Annotated in this window: 26 protein-coding genes and 1 tRNA gene; 16 read left to right on the top strand and 11 right to left on the bottom strand. The window is 56.4% G+C overall.

The window, feature by feature from the left end; all coding sequences use genetic code 11:
• Positions 1-2: 2 nt before the first annotated feature.
• A complete protein-coding gene (locus tag GS636_RS01920; RefSeq protein WP_171090112.1) occupies positions 3-230 on the bottom strand; it encodes a DUF1127 domain-containing protein in 228 nt (75 codons plus the stop codon).
• Positions 231-329: 99 nt separating this feature from the next.
• On the opposite strand from GS636_RS01920, the gene GS636_RS01915 reads away from it, so the two are divergent.
• The 3 genes from GS636_RS01915 (at position 330) to rpsI (ending at position 2,846) form a co-directional block, all read left to right on the top strand.
• Entirely contained in the window at positions 330-1,733 is a 1,404-nt protein-coding gene (locus GS636_RS01915) for a PLP-dependent aminotransferase family protein (RefSeq protein WP_171668258.1), read from the top strand.
• A 162-nt stretch (positions 1,734-1,895) separates the two neighbouring features.
• On the top strand, positions 1,896-2,354 hold the full coding sequence (gene rplM / locus GS636_RS01910) for a 50S ribosomal protein L13 (protein ID WP_170324880.1): 459 nt from the start codon (positions 1,896-1,898) through the stop codon (positions 2,352-2,354).
• Between the two features lie 6 nt (positions 2,355-2,360).
• On the top strand, positions 2,361-2,846 hold the full coding sequence (gene rpsI, locus GS636_RS01905; protein ID WP_171090107.1) for a 30S ribosomal protein S9: 486 nt from the start codon (positions 2,361-2,363) through the stop codon (positions 2,844-2,846).
• A 67-nt stretch (positions 2,847-2,913) separates the two neighbouring features.
• Here the strand turns inward: rpsI and GS636_RS01900 are convergent, their stop codons facing one another.
• The 9 genes from GS636_RS01900 to GS636_RS01860 form a co-directional block, all read right to left on the bottom strand.
• On the bottom strand, positions 2,914-4,074 hold the full coding sequence (locus GS636_RS01900; protein WP_171668257.1) for an ABC transporter substrate-binding protein: 1,161 nt from the start codon (positions 4,072-4,074) through the stop codon (positions 2,914-2,916).
• A gap of 25 nt (positions 4,075-4,099) precedes the next feature.
• Entirely contained in the window at positions 4,100-5,986 is a 1,887-nt protein-coding gene (locus GS636_RS01895) for a long-chain fatty acid--CoA ligase (RefSeq protein WP_171668256.1), read from the bottom strand.
• A gap of 5 nt (positions 5,987-5,991) precedes the next feature.
• Entirely contained in the window at positions 5,992-6,765 is a 774-nt protein-coding gene (locus GS636_RS01890; RefSeq protein ID WP_171668255.1) for an ABC transporter ATP-binding protein, read from the bottom strand.
• Positions 6,762-7,526 (bottom strand): ABC transporter ATP-binding protein, encoded by a 765-nt coding sequence (locus GS636_RS01885; protein ID WP_171668254.1) that lies wholly within the window; start codon positions 7,524-7,526, stop codon positions 6,762-6,764. The genes GS636_RS01890 and GS636_RS01885 overlap by 4 nt, the downstream gene beginning before the upstream one ends.
• Entirely contained in the window at positions 7,523-8,620 is a 1,098-nt protein-coding gene (locus tag GS636_RS01880; RefSeq protein WP_171668253.1) for a branched-chain amino acid ABC transporter permease, read from the bottom strand. The genes GS636_RS01885 and GS636_RS01880 overlap by 4 nt, the downstream gene beginning before the upstream one ends.
• Positions 8,621-8,623: 3 nt before the next feature.
• A complete protein-coding gene (locus GS636_RS01875; RefSeq protein WP_171090095.1) occupies positions 8,624-9,499 on the bottom strand; it encodes a branched-chain amino acid ABC transporter permease in 876 nt (291 codons plus the stop codon).
• A gap of 73 nt (positions 9,500-9,572) precedes the next feature.
• The gene (locus GS636_RS01870; RefSeq protein WP_171668252.1) at positions 9,573-10,601 is read right to left on the bottom strand and encodes an alcohol dehydrogenase catalytic domain-containing protein; all 1,029 of its coding nucleotides are present in this window, start codon (positions 10,599-10,601) and stop codon (positions 9,573-9,575) included.
• A 194-nt stretch (positions 10,602-10,795) separates the two neighbouring features.
• The gene (locus GS636_RS01865) at positions 10,796-11,320 is read right to left on the bottom strand and encodes a hypothetical protein (protein ID WP_171090091.1); all 525 of its coding nucleotides are present in this window, start codon (positions 11,318-11,320) and stop codon (positions 10,796-10,798) included.
• A 246-nt stretch (positions 11,321-11,566) separates the two neighbouring features.
• A tRNA-Ser gene (locus GS636_RS01860) sits at positions 11,567-11,656 on the bottom strand.
• 183 nt (positions 11,657-11,839) lie between these two features.
• Here GS636_RS01860 and GS636_RS01855 point away from each other — a divergent pair.
• The 9 genes from GS636_RS01855 to GS636_RS01815 all read left to right on the top strand — a co-directional run bounded on the left by GS636_RS01855 (position 11,840) and on the right by GS636_RS01815 (position 19,227).
• A complete protein-coding gene (locus GS636_RS01855; protein ID WP_253762614.1) occupies positions 11,840-12,622 on the top strand; it encodes a DUF2059 domain-containing protein in 783 nt (260 codons plus the stop codon).
• Entirely contained in the window at positions 12,622-13,422 is an 801-nt protein-coding gene (locus GS636_RS01850; protein WP_171668250.1) for a DUF2059 domain-containing protein, read from the top strand. The genes GS636_RS01855 and GS636_RS01850 overlap by 1 nt, the downstream gene beginning before the upstream one ends.
• A gap of 209 nt (positions 13,423-13,631) precedes the next feature.
• On the top strand, positions 13,632-14,246 hold the full coding sequence (locus GS636_RS01845; RefSeq protein ID WP_171183244.1) for a 50S ribosomal protein L21: 615 nt from the start codon (positions 13,632-13,634) through the stop codon (positions 14,244-14,246).
• A gap of 11 nt (positions 14,247-14,257) precedes the next feature.
• Positions 14,258-14,527: a 50S ribosomal protein L27 gene (gene rpmA / locus GS636_RS01840; RefSeq protein ID WP_039535512.1), complete on the top strand. Its 270-nt coding sequence runs from the start codon at positions 14,258-14,260 to the stop codon at positions 14,525-14,527.
• 95 nt (positions 14,528-14,622) lie between these two features.
• Positions 14,623-15,231, top strand: a complete 609-nt coding sequence (locus tag GS636_RS01835; RefSeq protein WP_171668249.1) for a LysE family translocator — start codon at positions 14,623-14,625, stop codon at positions 15,229-15,231.
• The gene (locus GS636_RS01830) at positions 15,228-15,764 is read left to right on the top strand and encodes a GNAT family N-acetyltransferase (RefSeq protein WP_171090081.1); all 537 of its coding nucleotides are present in this window, start codon (positions 15,228-15,230) and stop codon (positions 15,762-15,764) included. Before GS636_RS01835 ends, GS636_RS01830 begins: the two co-directional genes overlap by 4 nt.
• A 38-nt stretch (positions 15,765-15,802) precedes the next feature.
• Positions 15,803-16,837 (top strand): GTPase ObgE, encoded by a 1,035-nt coding sequence (obgE, locus tag GS636_RS01825; protein WP_171668248.1) that lies wholly within the window; start codon positions 15,803-15,805, stop codon positions 16,835-16,837.
• Positions 16,825-17,931 carry a glutamate 5-kinase gene (proB, locus tag GS636_RS01820; protein WP_171668247.1) on the top strand — a complete coding sequence of 369 codons (1,107 nt, stop codon included), beginning with the start codon at positions 16,825-16,827 and terminating at the stop codon, positions 17,929-17,931. Before obgE ends, proB begins: the two co-directional genes overlap by 13 nt.
• A 33-nt stretch (positions 17,932-17,964) precedes the next feature.
• Complete coding sequence (locus GS636_RS01815) at positions 17,965-19,227, top strand: glutamate-5-semialdehyde dehydrogenase (protein ID WP_171668246.1); 1,263 nt, start codon at positions 17,965-17,967, stop codon at positions 19,225-19,227.
• Here GS636_RS01815 and GS636_RS01810 read toward each other — a convergent pair.
• Positions 19,224-19,820, bottom strand: a complete 597-nt coding sequence (locus GS636_RS01810; RefSeq protein ID WP_171668245.1) for a histidine phosphotransferase family protein — start codon at positions 19,818-19,820, stop codon at positions 19,224-19,226. The two genes, GS636_RS01815 and GS636_RS01810, sit on opposite strands and share 4 nt — an antisense overlap.
• Before the next feature lie 43 nt (positions 19,821-19,863).
• On the opposite strand from GS636_RS01810, the gene GS636_RS01805 reads away from it, so the two are divergent.
• The 4 genes from GS636_RS01805 to rpsB all read left to right on the top strand — a co-directional run bounded on the left by GS636_RS01805 (position 19,864) and on the right by rpsB (position 22,703).
• The gene (locus GS636_RS01805; protein ID WP_050602459.1) at positions 19,864-20,046 is read left to right on the top strand and encodes a DUF3553 domain-containing protein; all 183 of its coding nucleotides are present in this window, start codon (positions 19,864-19,866) and stop codon (positions 20,044-20,046) included.
• 103 nt (positions 20,047-20,149) lie between these two features.
• Positions 20,150-20,905 carry a GNAT family N-acetyltransferase gene (locus GS636_RS01800; RefSeq protein ID WP_171668244.1) on the top strand — a complete coding sequence of 252 codons (756 nt, stop codon included), beginning with the start codon at positions 20,150-20,152 and terminating at the stop codon, positions 20,903-20,905.
• Positions 20,906-20,910: 5 nt separating this feature from the next.
• Positions 20,911-21,747 (top strand): 1-acyl-sn-glycerol-3-phosphate acyltransferase, encoded by an 837-nt coding sequence (locus GS636_RS01795; RefSeq protein WP_171668243.1) that lies wholly within the window; start codon positions 20,911-20,913, stop codon positions 21,745-21,747.
• Positions 21,748-21,911: 164 nt separating this feature from the next.
• Positions 21,912-22,703, top strand: a complete 792-nt coding sequence (gene rpsB, locus GS636_RS01790; RefSeq protein ID WP_171090068.1) for a 30S ribosomal protein S2 — start codon at positions 21,912-21,914, stop codon at positions 22,701-22,703.
• Positions 22,704-22,706 lie beyond the last annotated feature (3 nt).

Raw genomic sequence — 22,706 nt, 5'->3', positions numbered from 1 at the left:
GTTCAGATCTGCCAGAAGTAGCGCTTTACTTCACGGTCCGCCTGCATGCGGGTAAGGCCAACGTCTTTCAGCAACCTATCATCCAGATTCCCCAAATTGACCCGACTGCGGCGGCGGCGTTCCCATTGAGTGACCGCAGCCGCAAACCGCACGGCCAGCACAGCGATCAGCGGCAGCCGAGGGCTGGCGTTCAGCAGCATAAGGGCGGGGTTGTGCATTGTGCGTGTCATCTCAGAGTTCCTTTCAAATTGTATTGACACAAAGCAGTAACGTTCGGTACAAGAGATTGATACATTTAATATTGTGTCAAAAGCAAAGGAAGAATTGTAATGGATACAATTTGGCCGGATGTGTTGCCGAAAGCCAAGGGGCCAAAGTATACTCTGGTTGCCGACACAATACGAAAAGCAATTGAGAGCAAGGCGTTAGACATCGGAGCTAAGCTTCCGCCGGTGCGTGAACTGGCGTATCGATTGCAAATCACACCAGGGACGGTGGCACGGGCCTATACGATTTTGACGGATGAAGGCTTGCTAAAAGCTGAGGTCGGACGTGGTACATTCGTGGCTCCACCGAAATCGCCGATTCTGGATGATGTCTGGTCTCGTCAGCTGCATTTGGCCGAAGCACAGAGCGCCAATCACGTCAGCCTGTTCAGTCCAAGGCTGGCGGATATGGGGCAGGTGTCGTTGATACGGGAGTGTTTGCAGAAAGTTGCGCAGTCCGATCCGGCTTTGTTCATGAACTATCCAACCCGCGATGCCTATAAGCCCATGCGCCAGGCGGTGGTTGAGTGGCTGTCGGATTTGCCGTTGGGTCCGCTGACGGATGACGACATCGTTTTGACTCATGGCGGTCAGAACGGATTGTGTCTTGTGTTTCAAAGTATTCTTCAAGGTCCCAAACCGGTCGTTCTGGTCGAAGACCTGTCCTACGCGGGCTTTCGCCGCGCCGGTGAATTGATGCGGGCCGAAGTGGTCGGCATTCGGATGGACAAGTGGGGCATTGATCCCACGGCAATGGAGCATGTTTTGCGTCAAACACCCGCGCAGGCGATTTGCGTTTCGCCTGAGGTGCAGAACCCGACCGCGCTGCACACTCCGCTCGAACGGCGCAAAGAAGTGGTTGAAGTCGCGCGAAAATTCGATTTGCAGATCGTTGAAGATGATTGTTATCGAATGGGTGAGGCTAAAGAGCCCAGCTATCGTGCCTTGGCGCCCGAGCGGGGCTGGCATGTCTCGTCGATCTCAAAAGTGCTGACACCATCGCTGCGCGTCGGGTTTGCCATTGCGCCGAAAGAGCGAAGTGTGGATCTGAGGCGCTCGGCAGAGTACGGGTATTTTGGGCTGGCGCAGCCGTTGGCAGAGCTCACCCGATTGCTTTTGTCTGATCCCCGTACGCGGCAGATCGCCAAAGATGTGCGTTCTCGAATGGGAGAGTATGTGCGCGTCACGGTGAATGCGCTGGGTGGTTTTGACCTGACGTGGGCACCAGACGTACCGTTTGTCTGGCTGAACCTGCCATCTGGGTGGCGGGCAGCGGCCTTCAGCCGGGCGGCAGAGCGGGAAGGAATACAATTGCGTTCGGCGGACGAATTCGCGCTGCGCGATGGTCGAGCACCAAATGCGGTTCGCATTGCGATGAACGGGCATGTCTCGTTGCAACGGTTCGAGGATGCAATGCTTCGGCTGCGTGCGTTACTGGACAATCCACCCGAGCAAATCAGCGTTTAAATTGGGGTAAAATAATACCTATTTTTCAAGTCATTGGTTAAAAAGGATAAAATCTGATTTACTGTGCTTGACGTACGCGCAAGCACCCCATAGAACCCCTCCATCGAATTCGGGCCGCTCTGTCTTGGGGCGGTCTTTCACATCAAACAGGACTATCCTGCCATGAAAACCTTTTCTGCAACACCTGCAGACATCGACAAGAAATGGATCCTGATCGACGCCGAGGGCGTTGTTCTGGGCCGTCTTGCCTCGATCGTTGCTATGCGCCTGCGTGGCAAGCACAAAGCGTCGTTCACCCCGAACATGGACATGGGCGACAATGTCATCGTGATCAACGCTGACAAAATCCAGATGACCGGCAAGAAGCGCGAAGAAAACTTCTACTGGCACACTGGCCACCCGGGCGGCATCAAGTCGCGCACCAAACAGCAGATCCTCGAGGGCGCACACCCTGAGCGCGTTGTGACCCAGGCGGTCAAGCGCATGCTGCCGGGCAATCGCCTGTCGCGTCAGCAAATGACCAACCTGCGCGTTTATGCCGGTGCCGAGCACCCGCACGAAGCCCAGGCCCCCGAAGTTCTGGACGTCAAGTCCATGAACAAGAAAAACACCCGGAGCTAATGACCGATGGCTGATCAGATCAATACTCTCGAAGAGCTGAGCGCCGTCGCAGGCGTTGAAACCGTGGCCGAAGAAGTCATCGTGCGTGAACCCGTACGCGACGAGCTGGGCCGCTCCTACGCCACCGGTAAGCGTAAAGACGCTGTTGCCCGCGTTTGGATCAAGCCAGGTTCTGGTAAGGTCACCGTGAACGGCAAAGACCAGGACAAGTATTTTGCGCGTCCGGTTCTGCAGCTGATCCTGCGCCAGCCGTTCCAGGTTGCTGGTGTTGAAGGTGAATTCGACGTTGTCGCAACCGTAAAAGGCGGTGGCCTGACCGGTCAGGCCGGTGCGGTCAAGCACGGCATCTCGAAAGCGCTGCAACTGTACGATCCGAACCTGCGTGGCGCTCTGAAAGCCGCAGGCTTCCTGACCCGCGACAGCCGCGTTGTGGAACGTAAGAAATTCGGTAAGCGCAAAGCCCGCCGTTCGTTCCAGTTCTCGAAGCGTTAATCGCCGGGACGATCCAAAAACAAAGGGCTCGCGTCTGCGAGCCCTTTTTCGTTGCGTTTATGGTGTCTTATTCTTCGTAGACCAATTTCCACGCGCCGTCTTCAACGACGTTTACGAATACTGTGTCCGCGCCTTGATGATCATCCGGCCCATAGGTGATGTGGTTGCCGACCAGATCGTCCTGATAATCCAGCGACTCCATGGCTGCGATGAAACTGTCATGGGTCAGATCCGGACCTGCAGCCTCCAGCGCTTTGACCATCATCTCGGCGGCGGAATAGCCCAGCATTGCAAACCCAACCGGATCTTCACCCGTGGCGGCCTTGTACTCTTCAATGAACGCGGCGGGGGCGGGCTCATCGGCGCGGGCCCACAGGTCCTGCCACGAGGCGGCGGCATAGAAGCCGTCGGTCACGCCACCGGGAACCTGCGCGACAACAGTCAGGAAACTGGCCGAAGTGCCCAGGAATTTCATATCCGTCAGGCCCATCTTCTTGGCAGTACCCACCACAGTGATCGCCTGACGAACGCCCAGCGCCATCGTGACAATGTCACAGCCTTCTTCCTTGAGTTTGCTGAGCGAGCCCACGAAATCGGTCTCGTCTGGCTTATGCGTCGTCTCGGATCCAAATGCGATCCCGGCTTCTTCAGCCCCGGCCTTGCTGCCTTCCAGTATTTCCTCACCGAAATCGGTGGGCAGGTACATGCTGCAAACGGTTTGCGATCCGAATTCTCCGGCAAGGTATTTCACGCCAATGCGGGCTTGATCATAGTAGGTCGAGAATGATGTGAACTTGTTGCGCATCGGCTCTTGCAACATCTGCCGCGCGGCTGTCAGGGGGGCAACGTTGGGAATTCCCTTTGGATCCAGCAGTTTGAAGCCTGCCATGTTCATCGGCGTGCCCAGTGATTGCAGCATCGCAAACACTTTGTCCCGGTTCAGCAGTTTGTTGTAGCCCTGCATGGCCCGTGGCATCTGATAGCCATTGTCTTCGACCACATATCGAATTTGTCGCCCATGCACGCCACCGGCTGCATTGACGCGGTCAAACACGACATTTGCGCCTTTGGTGGCCGGAACGCCTACGGCTGCGAAGATACCACTCAGATCGTTGACCGATCCGATCACAATTTCATCGTCGGTTACGCCTTGGGTTTGCGCCAAACCTATGGTCGCCGAGGCGGTCAAGGCCGTGGCGACAGCCAATAGTTTGAATGACTTTCTCATTTCTCTCCTCCCGAAATTCCTTTGTCTAACTGTACATGTCTTCAATCAGATGTCCGTGTTTCTTTTCCACCAAACCCCGTTTCAGCTTCATCGTAGCGGTCAGTTCATCGTCTTCAGCCGTCAAAAGCACGTCGATCAGACGGAAATCCTTGATCTGTTCGACCCGTGCAAATTGGGTATTTACAGCTGCAACTTCGGCGCCGATCAGATCGCGGATCTCGGGCGCGGCACAGAGTGAGGCGAAATTCGAAAACGGAATTTTGCGGTCCTGTGCATATTTCTCGACATTCTCCTGATCGATCATGATCAGGGCCGTCAGGTATTTTCGCCGGTCACCAATCAGGATCGCGTCAGAAATATAGTGGCTGAACTTTAACTGGCTTTCGATTTCGGCCGGGGTGATGTTCTTACCACCTGCGGTGATGATGATGTCTTTCAGGCGGCCGGTGATGGTGACAAAGCCATCCTTGTCGATATGCCCCATATCCCCCGTGCGCAGCCAACCATCGGCAGTGAACGTCTCGGCCGTCTTGGCATTGTTGCGCCAATACCCCTGAAAGACGTTCATGCCTTTCAGCTGGATTTCACCATCTTCTGAGATACGGATGTCGCAGCCTTCTACGACTTGACCGATGGTGCCGATCCGGTTGCTTTCAACGGTGTTGAGCGTGGCCAACCCGGCGGTTTCAGTCATCCCAAAACCTTCGACCAAAGGTACTCCGATGGCCCAGTACCATTTCAGCAAGTCAGTCGAAATCGGTGCAGCTCCGGTGCCGCCGCGACGCAGTTTGTCCATGCCCAGCATACGGCGCAGGTTTTTCAGAACCAGTTGATCCCATATCCAGAATTGCACCGCGATACCGATCGGAACGTGTTTGCCTGTCGCCCTGTATTCGGCGCGGCGCGCGCCAGCTTTCAATGCCATCCCAAAGGCCGCCCGGCCCAACGGTGTGCCCTCCTGCGTCAGGATCTGCACATGCGCATAAATCTTTTCCCACACGCGCGGCACAGCCGTGAAGGTCGAGGGTGAGACCTCTTGCAGGTTCGCAAATACGGTTTCCGGGCTTTCCGCGAAATTCACAGTGCATCGGGCCGCAAGCGGGAAATAGACCGACACGTCCCGTTCCAGAATATGACACAGCGGCAGGAAGCAAAGCTGCTCATCACTGGCCAGAACCGGCAAGGCCCGCGCGCCGAATTCGATTGCGGCAAGGATATTCTCGTGGCTCAGCATCGCGCCCTTAGGCTGTCCCGTGGTGCCAGAGGTATAGACAAGCAGCGCTGTATCCTGCGGTTTCGCCAGCGCGATTTCGGCCTCAAACCGCCGGGGATCGGCTGCGTCTGCCTCTTGGCCAAGAGCGTAAAGGTCTTCGATCATCATGCAGCGCGGGTGTTTGAGGTCGTGCAGACCTTCGTGTTCCAGAATGATAACCTTGATCAGGTCCGGAACTTCGGATTCGATTTCCAGAAACTTGTCCAGATGCTCTTCGTCTTCGACAATCAGGAATTTGCTGCCACTGTCATTGATCAGGTATTGCAACTGACTGGCTGAATCGGTGGTGTAAACGCCCGAGGCTATGCCCCCGACGCCCTGAATACCCATGTCGAACCACGCCCATTCCTTGCGGTCTTCGGAGAGGATCGAGACCACATCGCCACGCTCCAGCCCCAGTTTCCGTAGCGCCAAACCAATCCATTTGGCGTGTTGCCAGTAATCTGCCCAGGAATAGGATCTCCAGATGCCTAGATCTTTTTCCCGATGCGCGGTGCGTTCGCCCAGCTCAGCGCAGCGGTGTTGAAACAGCTCACTGATGGTGATGCAGCCGTCCACCCGCAGCGGCCTTTGCCCTGTTGTTGCGTTAAAGCGCACGCCGTTGATTGTGGTCTGCGGGGGCAGGGGGCTGGCATCCATCCGTCTTACCTCCACGTCTTTTTCCGTTTCCAGCGCCGGTTTTCCCGCGCGCCGTCTTCGCGCACACCTAGATAGAAGTTCTGGATGTCCTCGGACTTCAACAGAGCCTCGGCGCTACCGTCCATGACGATGCGTCCAACCTCCATCACATAGCCATGATGGGCCAGATCCAGTGCCGCATGGGCGTTCTGTTCGACCAGCATCATGGTCATCTGCTGTTCTTGGTTGAGGCGTTTGAGGATCTCGAAAATCTCTTGCACCAGCATCGGCGACAGGCCCAGTGATGGCTCATCCAGCAACATGATGCGAGGACGGGCCATCAGCCCACGCCCGATGGCCAACATTTGCTGCTGACCGCCTGACAGGGTGCCAGCCTCTTGCCCGCGGCGGTCTTTGAGAACCGGGAAGTAACTGAAGACCAGCTCTCGATCCTGTTCGATCTGGCCTTTGTCCTTGCGGGAATAGGCACCAAGGCTGAGGTTTTCATCAACAGTCAGAAGGGGAAAGACCTCGCGCCCTTCGGGAATATGCACGATCCCGCGTTGCACGACCTTATGTGGTTCTGCCCCCTGAATGTCTTCACCATCAAAGGTAATTTGTCCCTTTTCCGGGTCCATCACACCCGAGACGGTTTTCATCAGCGTCGTCTTTCCCGCGCCATTGGCCCCGAGGATCGACACGATCTGCCCCTCGTGCACATCCAATGACACCCCGCGAATGGCCATGATGGGGCCATAAAAGCTTTCGACATTGCGTATTCTCAGGATCGGCTCAGTCATGAAGCTTTCCCCAGATACGCTTCGATAACGGCCGGGTGAGCCTGCACTTGTGCCGGAGAGCCCAGCGCCAGTTCAGCGCCGTCGGCCATGGCCAAAACCCGATCTGACACGCCCGAGACCAGGCCCATGTCATGTTCAACCATCAAAACCGTGATGCCCATCTGACGCCGGATGTCATCGATCCACCACCGCATGTCACTGGTTTCTTCAACCGACAGGCCCGAGGCGGGTTCGTCCAACAGCAGCAGTTTGGGATCAGTTGCCAAAGCGCGCGCGACCTCAACCACTTTTCGCACGCCGTAGGGCAGCCCTGCGATCATCTTGTCGCGATAGGCCTGAAGATCGAGGAAATCGATGATCTCTTCAACCTTCTCGCGGTTTTCGATTTCCTGCCGTCGGGCAGACGGAAGGAACAACAGTTCAGACAGCAGATTTGTTTGTCGATGCCGATGCCGCCCAACCAGAAGGTTTTGCAAAACGGTTGCATGCTCGAACAGTTCGATGTTCTGAAACGTCCGCGCCACGCCAAAAGCAGCAACGCCCGAGGGTTTGACACGCAGCAGATCATGGCCGTCGAATCGGATCGACCCGGCATAGGGCTCGTAGAACCGCGAGATCAGGTTGAATACGGTCGATTTGCCAGCACCATTGGGGCCGACGATGGCAAAAACCTCGCCCTCCAGCACTTCGAACGACAGGTTATCGACCGCAGTAAGGCCACCGAACTTCAGGGTAACGTTTTCAAACTCCAGTAGGCTCATCTTAGACGCTCCGTCTTCAGATAAGATTTTTGCCGTTTGAACATGTCCTTGCGGTAGAAGGGGAACAGCTCGAACCAGGTGCGGATCTTCAGCCAGCGGCCATAAAGCCCCATGGGTTCGAACAGGATGAAGGCGATCAGGATCATACCAAAAATGCCGAATTCAAGGCCCGGAATGGCGACGGTGTTGCCGCCGAACAAAGCTCCGGCATATTCTTTGGAGATTGACAGGAACTGAGGCAGGAACCCGATCACGATCGCGCCCAGAAATGCTCCGTGGATTGACCCGAGACCGCCGATCACGATCATCATCAGCAATTGGATTGAGATCAGAACACTGAATGTTTCATTGTTGAAGGCTCCGGCAAATAGCCCCATCAGTGCTCCGGCCCAGCCCGTCACGGCGCAGGACAAGGCGAATGAGATCATTTTGGTGCGCGCAATGTCGATGCCCATTGCCTGTGCCGACACCTCTGAGTCGCGAACTGCAATAAAGCTGCGCCCTAAAGGCGCGCGCAGCAGGTTGATATAGCCCAACGTCACAAGGACAGCAACGGTCAGAACCAACCAGAAGAACAGATCCGGCGTACCCCAGCGGTCTACCAAATGGCCAAAGATCTCGACCCCGCCGATATATTTCCCCGCGACGCCCCCGGTGATGGGTTCGGAGAGGACTATGATGTCATCCATCAGGATCGAAAGGGCCATGGTGAAGATGGCCAGATAGATACCGTGCAGCCGCAGGGCAGGGATGGCGACTGTCACACCCGCGACGCCCGTTAGAATTCCGGCCAGCGGGAAGGCGATTAGAAAGGGAACCCCTGCTTCGATCAGTGCAACGTTGGCATAGCAGCCAAAAGCCAGAAAAGCGGCATGTCCCAGACTGACTTGCCCGGTATGTCCGGTCAGGATCATCAGGCCCAGCCCAGCAATGGCCCAGATCAGAACGTTTGTCAGTTCGCCCAGATAGAATGCGTCCAGCCACCATGGGGCCGCTGCAACGACGGCCAGAAGGATCAGATAAAGACACAGTTGATACCGGTCTTTCCAAGGCCGGATGTCCTGCATGTAGTTGGTTTTGAACACAATCCGCATGAGTCAAACCTTTTTGACCCGAACCTGACTGAACAGCCCGTTGGGCCGGAAAATCAGCACGGCCAGCAGTAAAGCATAGGGGGCAACCTGGCTGTAACCCGCGGCAATATAGCGGCTGGCAAAGGGTTCAATCACACCGACGATCAGCCCTCCGGCCAATGCGCCCGGTAGACTGCCAAAGCCGCCAATGACCGCTGCTGCAAAGGCCTTGATGCCCAGCAAGCCTGTGGTTGGATCCACCGCGCCCTTGGCGGCAAACAGGATACCGGCGATCCCGGCAACGACCCCGGCCAGTGCCCAGATAAAGCCCTGAACGCGTTTGACCGGAATGCCCATGTAGTAGGCTGCCAATTGGTTTTGCGACGCGCCCTGCATCGCAAGGCCCAGTTTTGTGCGGCTGAAGAAGACATAGAGCGCCCCGGTCAGAAGGATCGTGACAACAATTACCGCCACATCCTCCATCCCCAGTACCAGACCGCCAAAACGGACCTCTTTACCGGCCAGCGGGTTTTGCAGCGTTTGCGGTTCATGCCCCCAGATCAACCCCGCAACAAAGCGGATCACGAACCCCAAAGCAATGGTCAGGATGACGACGGCGGTCTGGCTTTCACCGAACAATCGACGGATGATCAGTCGATCCAACAGATAGCCTAAGGCACCCATAATCCCCAGTGAGATCGGCAGGGCCATCCAGAAGGGCAGGCCCATATACTCGGTATTTGTCAGACCGATGGTCACAAAGGCCCCCAGCATCATGAAATCACCCTGCGCGAAATTCACCGCTTCGGTCGCCTTGTAGATCAGAACAAAGCCAAGTGCGATCAGGCCATAGACGCAGCCATTCGCCAGTCCGCTGATCAGCAGCTGTGCGTTATCCAAACTGTCCTCCCTCTAACGAGCAACAGGTGCCGTCAGCCTCACGCAAGTCTTCGGGGTGCGTGGGGTTCTTTTACTATGGCGTGATTATCACCTTTCCGTCACTCTTTTTCAGCGCATTGGCTAAATTTGGCACCAGATCTTTGAGTGTAAGGTGTTCAGAAACATCTGTTTTCCAGCGCCCGTCTGCAAAACGCGCCTGAACCTCGGCCACCACCCGCATCTGATCCGCTGGTGGCGTCGACATCATCCATTGCGTCAGCCAAAACCCTTCGATCCGCTTGCCCATAAAGATCAATTGGCCGGTTTGAGTGAGCGTCGGCGCTTCGGTCGAAAGCTTGCCATAGGTGATCCAGCGTGCACGGTTTGGCATGGTACAGAACAACTGCTCCGAAAGCTGGTCAGTCACGGCGTCAAGAAACACGCGTGGCTTCATGGACGTGCTCAGTCCGGCAAATTGCTCAACAACATCTGAATCCGTTGTCACCAGGACTTCGGCAGCGCCGAGGCTCTTCAACGTTTCAACAGTCTCAGCGCGCCGCACGAGCGCTATGGGTTTCAGCCCGAGATCGCGGCCAAGGCTGCACATAAGCTTACCCAGCTGGCTGGTTGCAGCAGACACAACAAACGCATCGCCTTCGGCCTTGGCCATGTCCACCATCGCCATCGCGGTCAGCGGATTGACGATTTGCGCGGCCCCGTCGTCGTCTGAAATATCCGGCCTCAGGGGGATACACATCTGCATCTGCGTAACGACATATTCAGCCCACGCCCCGGACCCGGCAGCGACAAAGGCCACGCGCTGATCTTGCAGGGCTTCGGCACCTTTGCCGGTGGCCACAACATCACCGCACCCTTCGAAACCGGCTGGGGATCCCTTTACTCGGGGTTGGCCATACTCACCCTTGATGAAATGCAGGTCGGATGGATTGACGGATGCGGTGCGCAGTTTGATCAGAACTTGTCCCGAACCGGGCTGTGGTACAGGCATTTCTGCTGGCTCAAGCCATTCGGCTGCATCCGCGATCACCGGTCCGCTGGATGTGCCGGAATATCCGTCATGCTTCAAAATGGTGGCAAACATGGTGTGCGGCAAATCTGTCATGTGGTCATCCTTGACTAAACTGGAGTGACACGCGCCGTATCGAAACAAATGTTCAAGAAGGCATGGCGCGGGTAGGGCGTCAGAATGAGCCAATCAAAAGCCGCTTTGGGCGTCAATTCAATGCCGAAGTAACGTGGGGGCATCCAAGATGCCCCCAATGGGTGGGACTTACCATAAGGGCGGCCCCAAGTATTTTACTGTTGGGTCAGCAGGTTGGTTAGTTCCTGGATTTTCTGAGCGATGGTTTCAGGTGATGCTTTGATGTCATTCACGATCTTGATCGCTTGTTCCTTCAGGTCCGCTGCCAATGTGCTTTCTTCCAGCGATGTCATGATGCCGTCATAGTCGAAATTGGCAGGGTTCAACTTGCCTTCCGCGATCCAGGAGTTCAGCAGCTCTTGCCCTTGTCCAGTCAGAGCAGCGACCTGATCGCTTGCTTGTTGCGCGGCTTCTGATGCCTGATCGGCAACAGAAGATGCCGCCTCGGATGCCTGTTCAGTCAAGGATGAAGCCGCTTCCGAGGCTTGCTCTGTGGCGGCGTCAACCGCATCGGAGGCGGCGTCTTGTGCCGCAGTGGCAGCATCGGCCAATGCGTCACTGGCGTCTTCGGCTGCTGACTGCAAACGTTCAGCCGGAGTTGGTTCCGGTTGGTTTAGGTAATAATATCCGCCAACGCCGATTGCGGCGAGGACAATGATCAAAATTAGAGTACGCGACATGTGAATCTCCTTTGGAATTTGTGTCGCTGGGATGATCCAAAACTAACGCAATGACAAAGGGGAAATCTTGTGAAGTCTCGGCAAAACAGAGGTTTGAGCCGGGCTGTGCTGATCGGGCGTATCGAACCCGGCAAGATCACGCTGCTTTCGGGACATACCCTTCAGGACTGCGCTGCGATCCGCCATTGATGTCGCGCGACAGGGCAAGTATTCGCTGCGCCCGGTTAATATAGCCAATTTGGATAATGGCGGAGAGACAGGGATTCGAACCCTGGGTGGGCTTGCACCCACAACGGTTTTCGAGACCGCCCCGTTCGACCACTCCGGCACCTCTCCGCGGGGGTCTGTGAGGGGGGGATTTAGTGAGGAACGGGCGGGGGTGCAAGCAGAAAATTCCAGAATTTGACAAAGCCGGGTTTTTCCATTGCCAGCGGACGGAAAACGCCTACTCTGAATACTATGACACAGCCTGCACACCGCTTTGCTTTTCTGTTTTTGGCGCCGCTATTGGCGTTTTTTATGGCTGCTGCTCCTTTGTTTGCGGCCAACCGGGAACGGATCGAAGCGTTTCTTACCACAACCGGATTTGATGTCGCGCTGGAAAGCATCGCGCTGAGTTCTCGGTCCGCACCGCAAATGCTGGGCATCGACCCGGACGGGTTCGGCTCGGACTGGGCGCGCCTGACGGATGAGGTATTTGACGTCGAAGCTATGCATCAAACGGCGGTTTCCATTCTTGAGGAAACGCTGAGCGAAGAAGCTTTAGCGCACGCAGTTGAGTTCTACGCGTCCGACCTGGGGCAGCGTTTGGTCGAAGTTGAAAATGCGTCTCATATGAACGCGGATAACGAAGCCAAGCAATTTGAAGGCCAGCAGATCATCTCGGATCTGATCAAAGAAGGGTCACAAAGGGTCGAAAGTTTCAAGCGAATGAGTGCGGCCATCGATTCGACCGATACAGCGCTTCGGGCTTGGCAGGAGATACAGTTTCGCTTCCTGCTGGCCGCCAGCGCATCCGGCGTCATCGAATTGCAAATGGATGCAGAAGATTTGCGAGAGCTTTTGAAAAGAAACGAGCCCGCTCTGCGTCAATCGCTTCAATTGTCCAGCCTTGCAGGCGCGGCTTACACGTACAAGGATTTCTCGGACGAGGACGTGAACGCCTATGTCGATGCGTTGGAACAGCCTTTGATGCAGGAAGTTTATGAACTTCTGAACGTTATACAATTCGAAATCATGGCCCGACGGTTCGAGGTTCTTGCCTCGCGGATGGCAGAATTGCATCCCGCACAGGATATTTGATGCAGCGGTTCGCTCAGGTTCTGGTCCTTGTACTTTTGGCGTCGCCCGCGTTGGCGAACGAAAAGATAGACCGGTTGGCTCAGGCCATGCACCTGCCCGACGTGATGGAGATACTGATTCAAGAAGGGCAAGAACACCGGAAAAACCTGGATGAAACCATGCTGAGCAACACTGGTGGGGCGCTCTTTGAAGCTCAGGTCAACGACATCTATGATCCCATGTGGATGCAAGATCACCTGACTGAAGCGTTCGAGACAGGTATGTCGGATGCGCAGCTTGATCAGGCCATTGTGTTTTTTGAGAGTGATCTGGGTCAAACGATCGTAACACTTGAAAACTCGGCCCGTCAGGCGATGTCGGATCCGACAATCGAAGATATGGCGCGCGACGCGTTTGAAGAAACCGCACGCACAACAACGCGATTTGCTTTGGTTGAGGAATATATCGAAGCGAACAATCTGGTTGAGAAGAACGTTCAGGGGTCCTTGACGTCAGATTATAACTTCTTTCGCGGCCTGGATGTGGATTCACGAGCAGACACTCAGGACTTACTGGCAGAGCTTTTGTCGCAGAAGGACAGCAGGACCGCGGACACCGAAGCGTGGCTTTATGCCTTTCTGCTGCTGGCATATCGCCCGTTGGACGAGGCGCAAATGCGAGAGAATATAGCTTTTTCCAGAACGGAGACCGGACAAGCGCTGAACGACGCGTTGTTTGATGGGTTTGATCGTATGTTCAACGATATTTCCTATCAGTTGGGACAAGCGGTTGCCCGTGCTCTCAGGGCGTCTGACCTTTGAGGCTGGTTTGGTGTTGACTTTCTTCTGCAATCTATGGATAAGCGCGCATCCCGGCCGGTCATCCGCGCCGGGTCTCGTTATTATTTGACCCTTAAGATACATCGAAAGGGTCTGTCACACAGCCCGAAAAGGGCGCGCTGTTCGAGGTGGCTTAAGCCAGAAACGCCCGAAAGGGGACCACAGAACGCGGGTATGAAAAGGAAAGACGCATGTTTGCGGTCCTCAAGACTGGCGGCAAGCAGTACAAGGTTCAGGCGGGCGATATCCTCCGCGTTGAAAAACTGGCTGCCGACGCAGGTGAAAAAGTTCAATTCAACGATGTTCTGATGCTGGGCGGTGACGCGCCGGTTGTTGGTGCACCTTTCGTTGAAGGCGCAGGCGTACAGGCCGAAGTGATCGAACAGATCAAAGGTGACAAGGTCATCAAATTCGTCAAGCGCCGTCGTAAGCACAGCTCGAAGCGTACCGTTGGCCACCGTCAGAAGCTGACACTGGTCAAGATCACCGACATCCTGTCGTCGGGCGCTGACAAGTCGGGCATCAAAGCTGCAACCGGATCAGCTCCGGCTGGCGAAGCAGCACCTGCTGCAAAGCCTGCCAAGAAAGCAGAAGCCAAAGCAGAGGCACCCGCCGCTGCTGCTGCCGCTGACGATCTGACCAAGCTGAACGGTGTCGGTCCTGCCGCTGCCAAAAAGCTGGTTGAAGCCGGTATCGAGAGCTTTGCCGCTCTGGCCGCCTTGTCGGACGAGCAGATTGCTGCTATCGACACCATCAAAGTGAAACCCGAATGGGTTGAGCAAGCCAAAGAGCTGGCTCAGGGCTAAGGAGAGAGAGAATGGCACATAAAAAAGCTGGCGGTTCCTCCCGTAACGGTCGCGACTCAGCTGGTCGCCGCCTTGGCGTGAAACTGTACGGTGGCCAGGCAGCCATCGCAGGCAACATCATCGTACGTCAGCGCGGCACCAAGTTCTGGCCGGGCGAAGGCGTAGGCATGGGCAAAGATCACACCATCTTTGCAACCACCGATGGCGCCGTGAAGTTCCACAAGGGACTCAAAAACCGCACCTTCATTTCGGTCCTGCCAGTGGCGGAGGCCGCAGAGTAAGCCGAGACCCAGAAGGTTAATAAAAAATTCATGGGGGACCGGCAGAAAATGCCGGTCCCTTTTTCGTTTTAACACAGTCGTGATCCAAAGAGCCGATGACCGTCGCAACCACCAGCTTCCTGATCTTTGCCGCCTCGCAGGTTGGCACGCCGGGACCGGCCAATATGGTCCTGCTGGGAACAGGTGCGCGCTATGGCTTCCGGGCGGCTCTGCCGTTTGTTGCGGGTGTTGTTCTGGGCAAGCAGTTGATTGTCTGGCCGGTAGGCTTCGGCCTCATGCAAATTGCGGAACAAGCGCCATTTGTGTTTTCTGCGCTGAAATACGCCTCTGCTGGTTATGTGTGCTGGTTGGCTTGGAAGATCGCCAATCTTCGATTGTCGCGTGATGGGGCAGGTGGTTCGGTACCAGGTTTCTGGGCCGGACTAATCGTGCATCCGCTGAACCCCAAAGCCTGGGCCATGATCATTGCCGGGTTTACCGGTTTCGTCGCGGCTGGCACGTCCAGTTTGGACGCAACGTTCACGATCGCTCTTTGTTTGTTCATCTGCCAGGTTGTTTTGCACCCGATCTGGACCTTCGCAGGCGATAGAATTGCTCATGCGGTTGAAGGTCGCCCTGCGGAAAAATATCTAATGTGGACGTTGGCCGGGCTTACGGTTGCGTCCGTCCTTTTTGTGTTGTTCGGAGGAGGAACACACCAATGAAGCTTGAAGCAATAATAAATCAGCCGGTCATAGAAACCGAGCGGTTCGATCTGCGCCCGCTGCGCCGTTCGGACATGGGACTGATCGAGCACTATGCGGGGGATGAGCGCGTGGCACGCATGACCACAAGCATCGCGCATCCGCTGGCGCCCGGCTCGACCGAGGCTTTTGTCACCCGTTCGATGGCAGAAGACCGGGACGAAGATGTCTGGGTGATGGATGCAATCAAGGACGGCGGCCCGGAACTGATCGGCCTGATCACACTGAAACGACTGGATCGGAATCAGTCCGAGGTCGGATATTGGGTTGCGCCGATTTATTGGAACACGGGCATTGCATCTTTGGCCGTTGAAGCATTGGTCAATGCCAACCCTCTGCAGAACGCGACCATGTTTGCCAGTGTGTTTCAGGACAACCCCGCCTCGGCGCGGGTGCTTACCCATTGCGGGTTCCAGTATCTGGGTGACGCGGAAAGCTATTCGGTGGCGCGTGATGCGAATGTGCCCACTTGGACTTACAGTAAAAAACTCTGACTTGTGGCCGATGGGGCCTTTGCAGTAGGGGACAGACCATGAAATTTCTCGATCTTGCAAAGGTCTACATCCGGTCCGGGGCCGGCGGTAGCGGTTGCGTCAGCTTCCGGCGCGAAAAATACATTGAATACGGCGGTCCCGATGGTGGGGACGGCGGCAAAGGCGGGTCTGTCTGGGCCGAAGTTGTGGACGGGTTGAACACCCTGATCGACTTTCGCTATCAGCAGCATTTCTTTGCCAAGAACGGCCAGCCGGGCCGGGGCCAGCAGCGTACCGGTAAGGATGGAGACGATATCGTTCTGCGCGTGCCCGTTGGTACTGAAATTCTGGATGAAGACGAAGAAACCATCATCTGCGATCTGACTGAGGTAGGACAGCGCGTGCTGCTGGCCAAGGGCGGCAACGGCGGGTTTGGAAACCTGCACTTCAAGTCCGCTACCAATCAGGCACCGCGCCGGGCCAATCCGGGGCAGGCGGGGATCGACCGTACCATCTGGCTGCGGCTTAAGCTGATTGCGGACGTGGGATTGCTGGGTATGCCCAATGCGGGCAAGTCTACTTTTCTGGCAGCCACATCAAACGCTCGCCCTAAGATTGCGGATTATCCCTTCACCACGCTGCACCCTAATCTGGGCGTCGTGGGAGTCGACAACGTTGAATTCGTAGTTGCCGATATTCCCGGCCTGATCGAAGGCGCGCATGAAGGGCGCGGCATCGGGGACCGGTTCCTTGGCCACGTTGAACGCTGTGCCGTGCTGTTGCATCTGGTTGATGGCACCTCTGAGTCTGTTGCCGAAGATTACCGGACAATTATTCACGAGCTTGAAGCCTATGGCGGTGAACTTGCTGAAAAACCTCGGATCACCGTTCTGAACAAGATCGACGCTCTGGATGACGAAGAGCGGGAATTGACCAAAGCTGAACTGGAGGAAGCCGTGGGCGGCTCCGTCATGACCATGTCAGGCGTGGCCCATCTGGGTGTGACCGAGGTTCTGCGCGCGTTGCGGGCGCAGATCGACGACAATCGCGTGCGCCATAAACCCGCTGAGGAGGCGCAGCCTTGGCAGCCCTGACCTCTGCCCGCCGTCTGGTGGTGAAAATCGGATCCGCTTTGCTGGTGGATCGCGACACCGGTTTGCTTCGGTCGGACTGGTTGACCTCGTTGGCACAGGACGTGGCCTGGCTTAAGGGGCAGGGGACAGATGTCATTTTGGTCTCTTCCGGGTCAATCGCGTTGGGCCGCGGTGTATTGCGGTTGCCGATGGCTGCTTTGCCTTTGGAGAGATCACAAGCCGCCGCCGCAGTGGGACAGATCCGTCTGGCACGGGCCTATGAAGAAGCTTTGACTCCGCATCAGATAACGACGGCACAGGTGCTGGTGACGCTTGAAGACAGCGAGGACCGCCGCCGATATTTGAATTCACGGGCCACGCTGGAAACTTTGTTGGGTCTTGGGGTTGTCCCGATTGTGAACGAAAACGACACGGTTGCCACGGATGAAATCCGATATGGTGACAATGATCGTCTGGCCGCGCAGATTGCTGTAACGGTCGGGGCCGATCAACTGATCCTGCTGTCCGATGTGGATGGGTTCTATTCCGGTAATCCGAACGAGGACGCCGCAGCCACCCGGTTCGAGACCATTGATCGGATCACACCCGAGATTGAGGCCATGGCGGGTGATGCGGGTTCGGGCCTGTCCAAAGGTGGGATGAAGACAAAACTTCTGGCTGCCAAGATGGCCACGGCTGGTGGCTGCGCGATGGCAATTACCGAAGGTTCGGTGTTGAACCCGCTGAAATCGCTGGAAAACGGCGCGAATTCAACGTGGTTTACGGCCACGCTGGACCCGCACGCCGCCCGCAAACGTTGGATCTCTGCGATGAAACCACGCGGAGAGATCACCGTGGATGATGGGGCCGCCAATGCTCTGGCCAATGGCAAAAGCTTGCTACCTGCGGGTATAGTCGAGGTGACTGGCGATTTCGGGCGCGGCGATCCTGTCGCCGTTCTTGACGCCAAAGCACGGCGACTGGCTCAGGGCATCAGCCGATACACCGCGCAAGAAGCGGACGCGATCAAGGGGCGCAAGTCTTCTGAAATTGAGGCAACGCTGGGCTACCCTGGCCGCGCAGCCTTGATCCACCGGGATGATCTGGCCCTGTAAACACTGTAAAAGACGACCTGAAAGGCACGCGATATGAAAGACTTCGACAGCATTCCCGCTCTGATGGCCGATCTTGGGAAACGCGCCAAAGAGGCCTCGCGTGATCTGGCGTTTGCAAGCGCCGAGCGTAAACACGCTGCATTGATTGCCGCTGCGGATGCGGTTTGGGCCAATCGTGAACAGATCATCGAAGCGAACCAAAAAGACCTGGAGTTTGGCCGTGGCAAGGGCCTGAGCCCGGCGATGATGGATCGGCTGATGCTGGATGAGACCCGCATTCAGGGCATGGTCGACGGGCTGCGCACCGTGGCTGATCAGGCGGACCCGGTGGGTGAGGTTCTGGCTGAATGGGAGCGCCCCACTGGATTGATGATTCAGCGGGTCCGTACGCCTTTGGGCGTCATTGGCGTGATCTATGAAAGCCGGCCCAACGTGACCGCTGATGCCGGTGCGCTGTGTCTGAAGTCCGGCAATGCTGTCATCTTGCGCGGTGGGTCCGAGAGTTTTCATTCTTCAGCTGCAATTCATGAATGCCTGGTCGAAGGTTTGAAAGCGGCCAACCTGCCCGAGGATGCAATTCAATTGGTACCCACACGAGATCGCGCAGCAGTGCAGGAATTGCTGACCCTGACCGATTATGTCGACGTCATCGTTCCGCGCGGTGGCAAGGGGCTGGTAGGGCTGGTGCAGCGCGAGGCCCGTGTGCCGGTCTTCGCTCACCTCGAAGGCATTGTTCATATTTACATCGACAAAGCTGCTGATCCGCAAAAGACGCTGGATGTCGTGCTGAACGCAAAGACCCGCCGCACAGGCATCTGCGGAGCCGCCGAATGTTTGCTGATCCATCAAGACGTTGTTGAAACACTGGGGCGCAGTGTGATCGAGGCCCTGCTGGCCGCAGGTGTCGAGGTTCACGCCGAAGGTGCTTTGGCAGTCGAAGGTGCACAGGCCGCAACGTCAGAGGATTGGGGAAAGGAATTCCTTGATAGTGTGATTGCTGCGAAACCCGTTGAGGATATTGACGCAGCGATTGCCCATATCCGGAAATTCGGGTCCAACCACACCGATTGCATCATGACCGAAGACGATGCGGCAGCAGCCCGATTCTTTGAACGTCTCGACAGTGCTATCCTGATGCACAATGCCTCCACCCAGTTTGCAGATGGCGGTGAGTTCGGTATGGGCGCGGAAATCGGGATCGCCACAGGCAAGATGCACGCGCGCGGCCCGGTGGGTGCGGCGCAACTGACCAGTTTCAAGTATCTGGTTCGTGGGGACGGAACGACCCGGGCTTAGAACCTGAGCGAAACGCGCGTTGCGGTGGTTTCTGCCGCGACGCGACGCCCCATCGTCTTGGCTGTTTCCGGCAACAAGGCAAACTGTACCTGCGCGGGTGTCAGTTTGTTAGGGAAACGTTCTGTGACCACGTGTTTCCACAAGTCGCTGTCCACATTCAGCTTGTCGGCGGAACCGGTCACAATCCAGTTCGCGCCTTGACTTGTGACGTCGACGGTGCCCCCCAGAGGCATAGCGCTTTCGCAGCACATCAATGCCAAAAAGGCCAATTTGACCTGATTGCGCGGAACAGGCTCGGTCAGGTTCCAGTTGACCCGCACACGCCCGGCACGTTCGACGTCATTCAGAAGTTCGGTGATTTCGGCCCGCCCGAGCGGTTGGTCGCTGGCGGAACCAAAGGCTACGCGGAAAAAGCGAATACGCGCGCCCGCACTGCCAACACTGCCCGAGATCAGCTCCATCTCGGGGCCTTGAACAGCGCCAACCATATCCAACAGCTCAAGCCCGTTGGTGATGGCCCCGATCGGGCTGATCAGATCATGGCAGATCCGAGAGCCGATCAACTCGGCCAGGTTGACGTCCGAAGCGCCCATGCGTACCTCCTGCTGTAACTGCCGCCGGATTCAGGAGCCCCGCATGACAGACATGAATGCCATTCTTGCACCGGGCATGTTTGTCCGCCACCCGGATTTTCCCGAATGGGGCGTTGGACAGGTTCAATCCAACATCGCAGGCAAGATCACCGTGAACTTTCGCGAGCAGGGGAAAGTGGTAATCGACGGAACGCGCATCGCCCTGATGCCGGTCTTTGATCCGTGAAACTGGTTTAGGAAAGGTTAACAACTCTGACCAAACCGCCAGTTGTTGCCTTCGATTGGCCAACTGCGGTATCAGCTGCGAAAAGAAAAACGGACGCATCATTATGCCGGATACAGGCCCATCCTTTACCGTCAAGCTGGCCGAAACCGAGGCAGAGCTGCAGGCTGCGCAACGTCTGCGTTATGACGTCTTTGTGCGTGAACTCGGTGGTGGTGGCGATTTGGTGGATCACGAGGCGGGGTTAGAGAGAGACCGGTTTGACCCCTATTTCGATCACATGTTGGCCTATGACGACGGCACTGACGAAATCATTGGCGTCTACAGGATGTTACCGGGTGAACGTGCAGCAGAGGTGGGCCAATTCTATTCAGAAGATGAATATGATCTGACGGTTTTGAAAAACAGTGGCCGCAAGTTGCTGGAACTGGGCCGGTCCTGTGTGCATCCCGACTATCGTGGTGGCACCGCCATGTATCATCTTTGGAACGGGCTGGCGGCCTATGTCACGGAACGTGAGATCGAAGTGCTGTTCGGGGTCGCAAGCTTTCACGGCACGGATGTCACAACGCTGGCGCAACCTTTGTCCATGTTGCATCACAACCATCTGGCCCCGACCGAATTGCGGGTGCGCGCGCAGCCTGACGTTTTTCAATCCATGGATCTGGTCGCTAAGGACGCGTTGGACAGGCGGGCGGCCATGGTTCAGGTGCCTGCTTTGATCAAAGCTTACCTGAGACTTGGCGGTTTCGTGGGCGAGGGCGCCTTTATCGATAACAAATTCAACACCACCGATGTGTGCCTGATCCTCGACACTGCGCGTATGAACGACCGACAGCGCCGTATCTACAGCGGGGCCTGACATCTGTGAACGATCCGCTTTGGAACAGTGAGGATGAACCCGATCTGATCGACCTTGGAGTGATTGGTTGGCTGCTGGTAATCCTTCGAGGACTGCCTCTGGCCGTTCTGGTCTTTGGTGGCTTGATCGTGCTTTTGGCCGTACGAATGGTTGAGTATCCGTTGTGCGGGGTGCGCAGACCCGTCACGCCCTTCATCACGCAATTTGTGTGCCGTAACGCATTTCGCATTCTTGGCATGGGATTCCGAACCTCTGGCGTGTTGATGCAAGAGCAGGGGGCGGTGGTGGCCAATCATACCTCTTGGTTGGACATTTTTGCCCTGAACGCGCGAAAGAGGGTCTATTTTGTATCCAAGGCCGAAGTCGCGAAATGGCCCGGAATCGGATGGTTGGCCCGCGCCACCGGGACCGTCTTCATCCAGCGGGACCGAGCAAAAGCCAAAGAACAGACCAAACTGTTCGAGACCCGCCTGAAAGCGGGCCACAAGCTGCTGTTCTTTCCCGAAGGCACTTCGACAGACGGTTTGCGTGTTTTACCATTCAAAACAACGCTTTTCGCTGCGTTCTTCGCAGATGAGTTGCGCGACTTCATGTATATCCAACCGGTTTCGGTTGTTTTTCATACGCCCAAAGGGCAACCCAAACGGTTCTACGGCTGGTGGGGCGATATGGAGTTCGGCCCACATTTACTCAAGACACTTGGGGCGCGCAGGCAGGGTTCTGTTGAGTTGATTTATCACGCTCCGGCAAGGGTCAGTGATTTTGAAAACCGAAAGGCACTGGCGGCACATTGCGAAGAGGCGGTCAGGCACGCCCATGCTTTGGCTTTACTTGAAAAATAAGGGCGATTGGCCCTTGCACTGCATCAAAACCTGCCGTATACGCGCCATTCAAACCCGCAGGCGGGGTTTGGGCTTTTTGAGGGAGACATCCTCATCAAGACCGCCGGTTGGAGCATCCGCTTCTTTCACCCCCGCCCAGGCGTAAACCGGAAAAGGATAATAGCATGGCTCTTCCCGAGTTCTCCATGCGTCAGCTGCTGGAAGCTGGCGTTCACTTTGGTCACCAGACACAGCGTTGGAATCCCCGCATGGGCCCGTTCATCTACGGCTCGCGCAATGGCATCCACATCATGGACCTAACCCAGACCGTTCCGATGCTGGACCAGGCTCTACAGGCTGTTCGTGACACCGTTGCCAAAGGTGGCCGCGTTCTGTTTGTTGGCACCAAGCGTCAGGCCGCTGGCCCGATCGCTGAAGCGGCTGAAAAGTCGGCTCAGTACTACATGAACCACCGCTGGCTGGGCGGTACGCTGACCAACTGGAAAACCGTTTCCCAGTCGATCAACCGTCTGAACCAGATCGACGAAGCCATGGAATCGGGCGCCGAAGGCCTGACCAAGAAAGAGCGTCTGGGAATGGAACGTGACCAGGCCAAGCTGCAAGCTTCGCTAGGCGGTATCCGTGAGATGGGCGGCGTTCCTGACCTGCTGTTCGTCATCGACGTCAAAAAAGAAGCACTGGCCATCGCCGAAGCCAACAAGCTGGGTATCCCGGTTGTGGCTGTTGTCGACACCAACTGCTCGCCTGATGGTGTTGACTACATCATCCCCGGCAACGACGACGCAGCGCGCGCAATCTCGCTGTATTGCGACCTGGCCGCACGTGCCGCTCTGGACGGCATGACTGCTCAGATGGGTGCTGCAGGCGTTGACCTGGGTGCATTCGAAGAAGCACCGGTTGAAGAAGCCGTTGCAGAAGAAGCGCCTGCCGAAGCAGAAACACCTGCTGAAGCGTAAGCT

The sequence above is a fragment of the Ruegeria sp. HKCCD4884 genome, from assembly GCF_013110855.1.
Classification (GTDB): Bacteria; Pseudomonadota; Alphaproteobacteria; order Rhodobacterales; family Rhodobacteraceae; genus Ruegeria.
Note: the sequence above shows the minus strand (reverse complement) of the source record. Positions and strands in the feature narration are given on the sequence as shown.

Coding starts and splice junctions, on each gene's coding strand:
- GS636_RS01920 (WP_171090112.1), bottom strand. CDS start 230: ATGACACGCACAATGCACAACCCCGCCCTTATGCTGCTGAACGCCAGC.
- GS636_RS01915 (WP_171668258.1), top strand. CDS start 330: ATGGATACAATTTGGCCGGATGTGTTGCCGAAAGCCAAGGGGCCAAAG.
- rplM (WP_170324880.1), top strand. CDS start 1,896: ATGAAAACCTTTTCTGCAACACCTGCAGACATCGACAAGAAATGGATC.
- rpsI (WP_171090107.1), top strand. CDS start 2,361: ATGGCTGATCAGATCAATACTCTCGAAGAGCTGAGCGCCGTCGCAGGC.
- GS636_RS01900 (WP_171668257.1), bottom strand. CDS start 4,074: ATGAGAAAGTCATTCAAACTATTGGCTGTCGCCACGGCCTTGACCGCC.
- GS636_RS01895 (WP_171668256.1), bottom strand. CDS start 5,986: ATGGATGCCAGCCCCCTGCCCCCGCAGACCACAATCAACGGCGTGCGC.
- GS636_RS01890 (WP_171668255.1), bottom strand. CDS start 6,765: ATGACTGAGCCGATCCTGAGAATACGCAATGTCGAAAGCTTTTATGGC.
- GS636_RS01885 (WP_171668254.1), bottom strand. CDS start 7,526: ATGAGCCTACTGGAGTTTGAAAACGTTACCCTGAAGTTCGGTGGCCTT.
- GS636_RS01880 (WP_171668253.1), bottom strand. CDS start 8,620: ATGCGGATTGTGTTCAAAACCAACTACATGCAGGACATCCGGCCTTGG.
- GS636_RS01870 (WP_171668252.1), bottom strand. CDS start 10,601: ATGACAGATTTGCCGCACACCATGTTTGCCACCATTTTGAAGCATGAC.
- GS636_RS01865 (WP_171090091.1), bottom strand. CDS start 11,320: ATGTCGCGTACTCTAATTTTGATCATTGTCCTCGCCGCAATCGGCGTT.
- GS636_RS01855 (WP_253762614.1), top strand. CDS start 11,840: ATGGCTGCTGCTCCTTTGTTTGCGGCCAACCGGGAACGGATCGAAGCG.
- GS636_RS01850 (WP_171668250.1), top strand. CDS start 12,622: ATGCAGCGGTTCGCTCAGGTTCTGGTCCTTGTACTTTTGGCGTCGCCC.
- GS636_RS01845 (WP_171183244.1), top strand. CDS start 13,632: ATGTTTGCGGTCCTCAAGACTGGCGGCAAGCAGTACAAGGTTCAGGCG.
- rpmA (WP_039535512.1), top strand. CDS start 14,258: ATGGCACATAAAAAAGCTGGCGGTTCCTCCCGTAACGGTCGCGACTCA.
- GS636_RS01835 (WP_171668249.1), top strand. CDS start 14,623: ATGACCGTCGCAACCACCAGCTTCCTGATCTTTGCCGCCTCGCAGGTT.
- GS636_RS01830 (WP_171090081.1), top strand. CDS start 15,228: ATGAAGCTTGAAGCAATAATAAATCAGCCGGTCATAGAAACCGAGCGG.
- obgE (WP_171668248.1), top strand. CDS start 15,803: ATGAAATTTCTCGATCTTGCAAAGGTCTACATCCGGTCCGGGGCCGGC.
- GS636_RS01815 (WP_171668246.1), top strand. CDS start 17,965: ATGAAAGACTTCGACAGCATTCCCGCTCTGATGGCCGATCTTGGGAAA.
- GS636_RS01810 (WP_171668245.1), bottom strand. CDS start 19,820: ATGGGCGCTTCGGACGTCAACCTGGCCGAGTTGATCGGCTCTCGGATC.
- GS636_RS01805 (WP_050602459.1), top strand. CDS start 19,864: ATGACAGACATGAATGCCATTCTTGCACCGGGCATGTTTGTCCGCCAC.
- GS636_RS01800 (WP_171668244.1), top strand. CDS start 20,150: ATGCCGGATACAGGCCCATCCTTTACCGTCAAGCTGGCCGAAACCGAG.
- rpsB (WP_171090068.1), top strand. CDS start 21,912: ATGGCTCTTCCCGAGTTCTCCATGCGTCAGCTGCTGGAAGCTGGCGTT.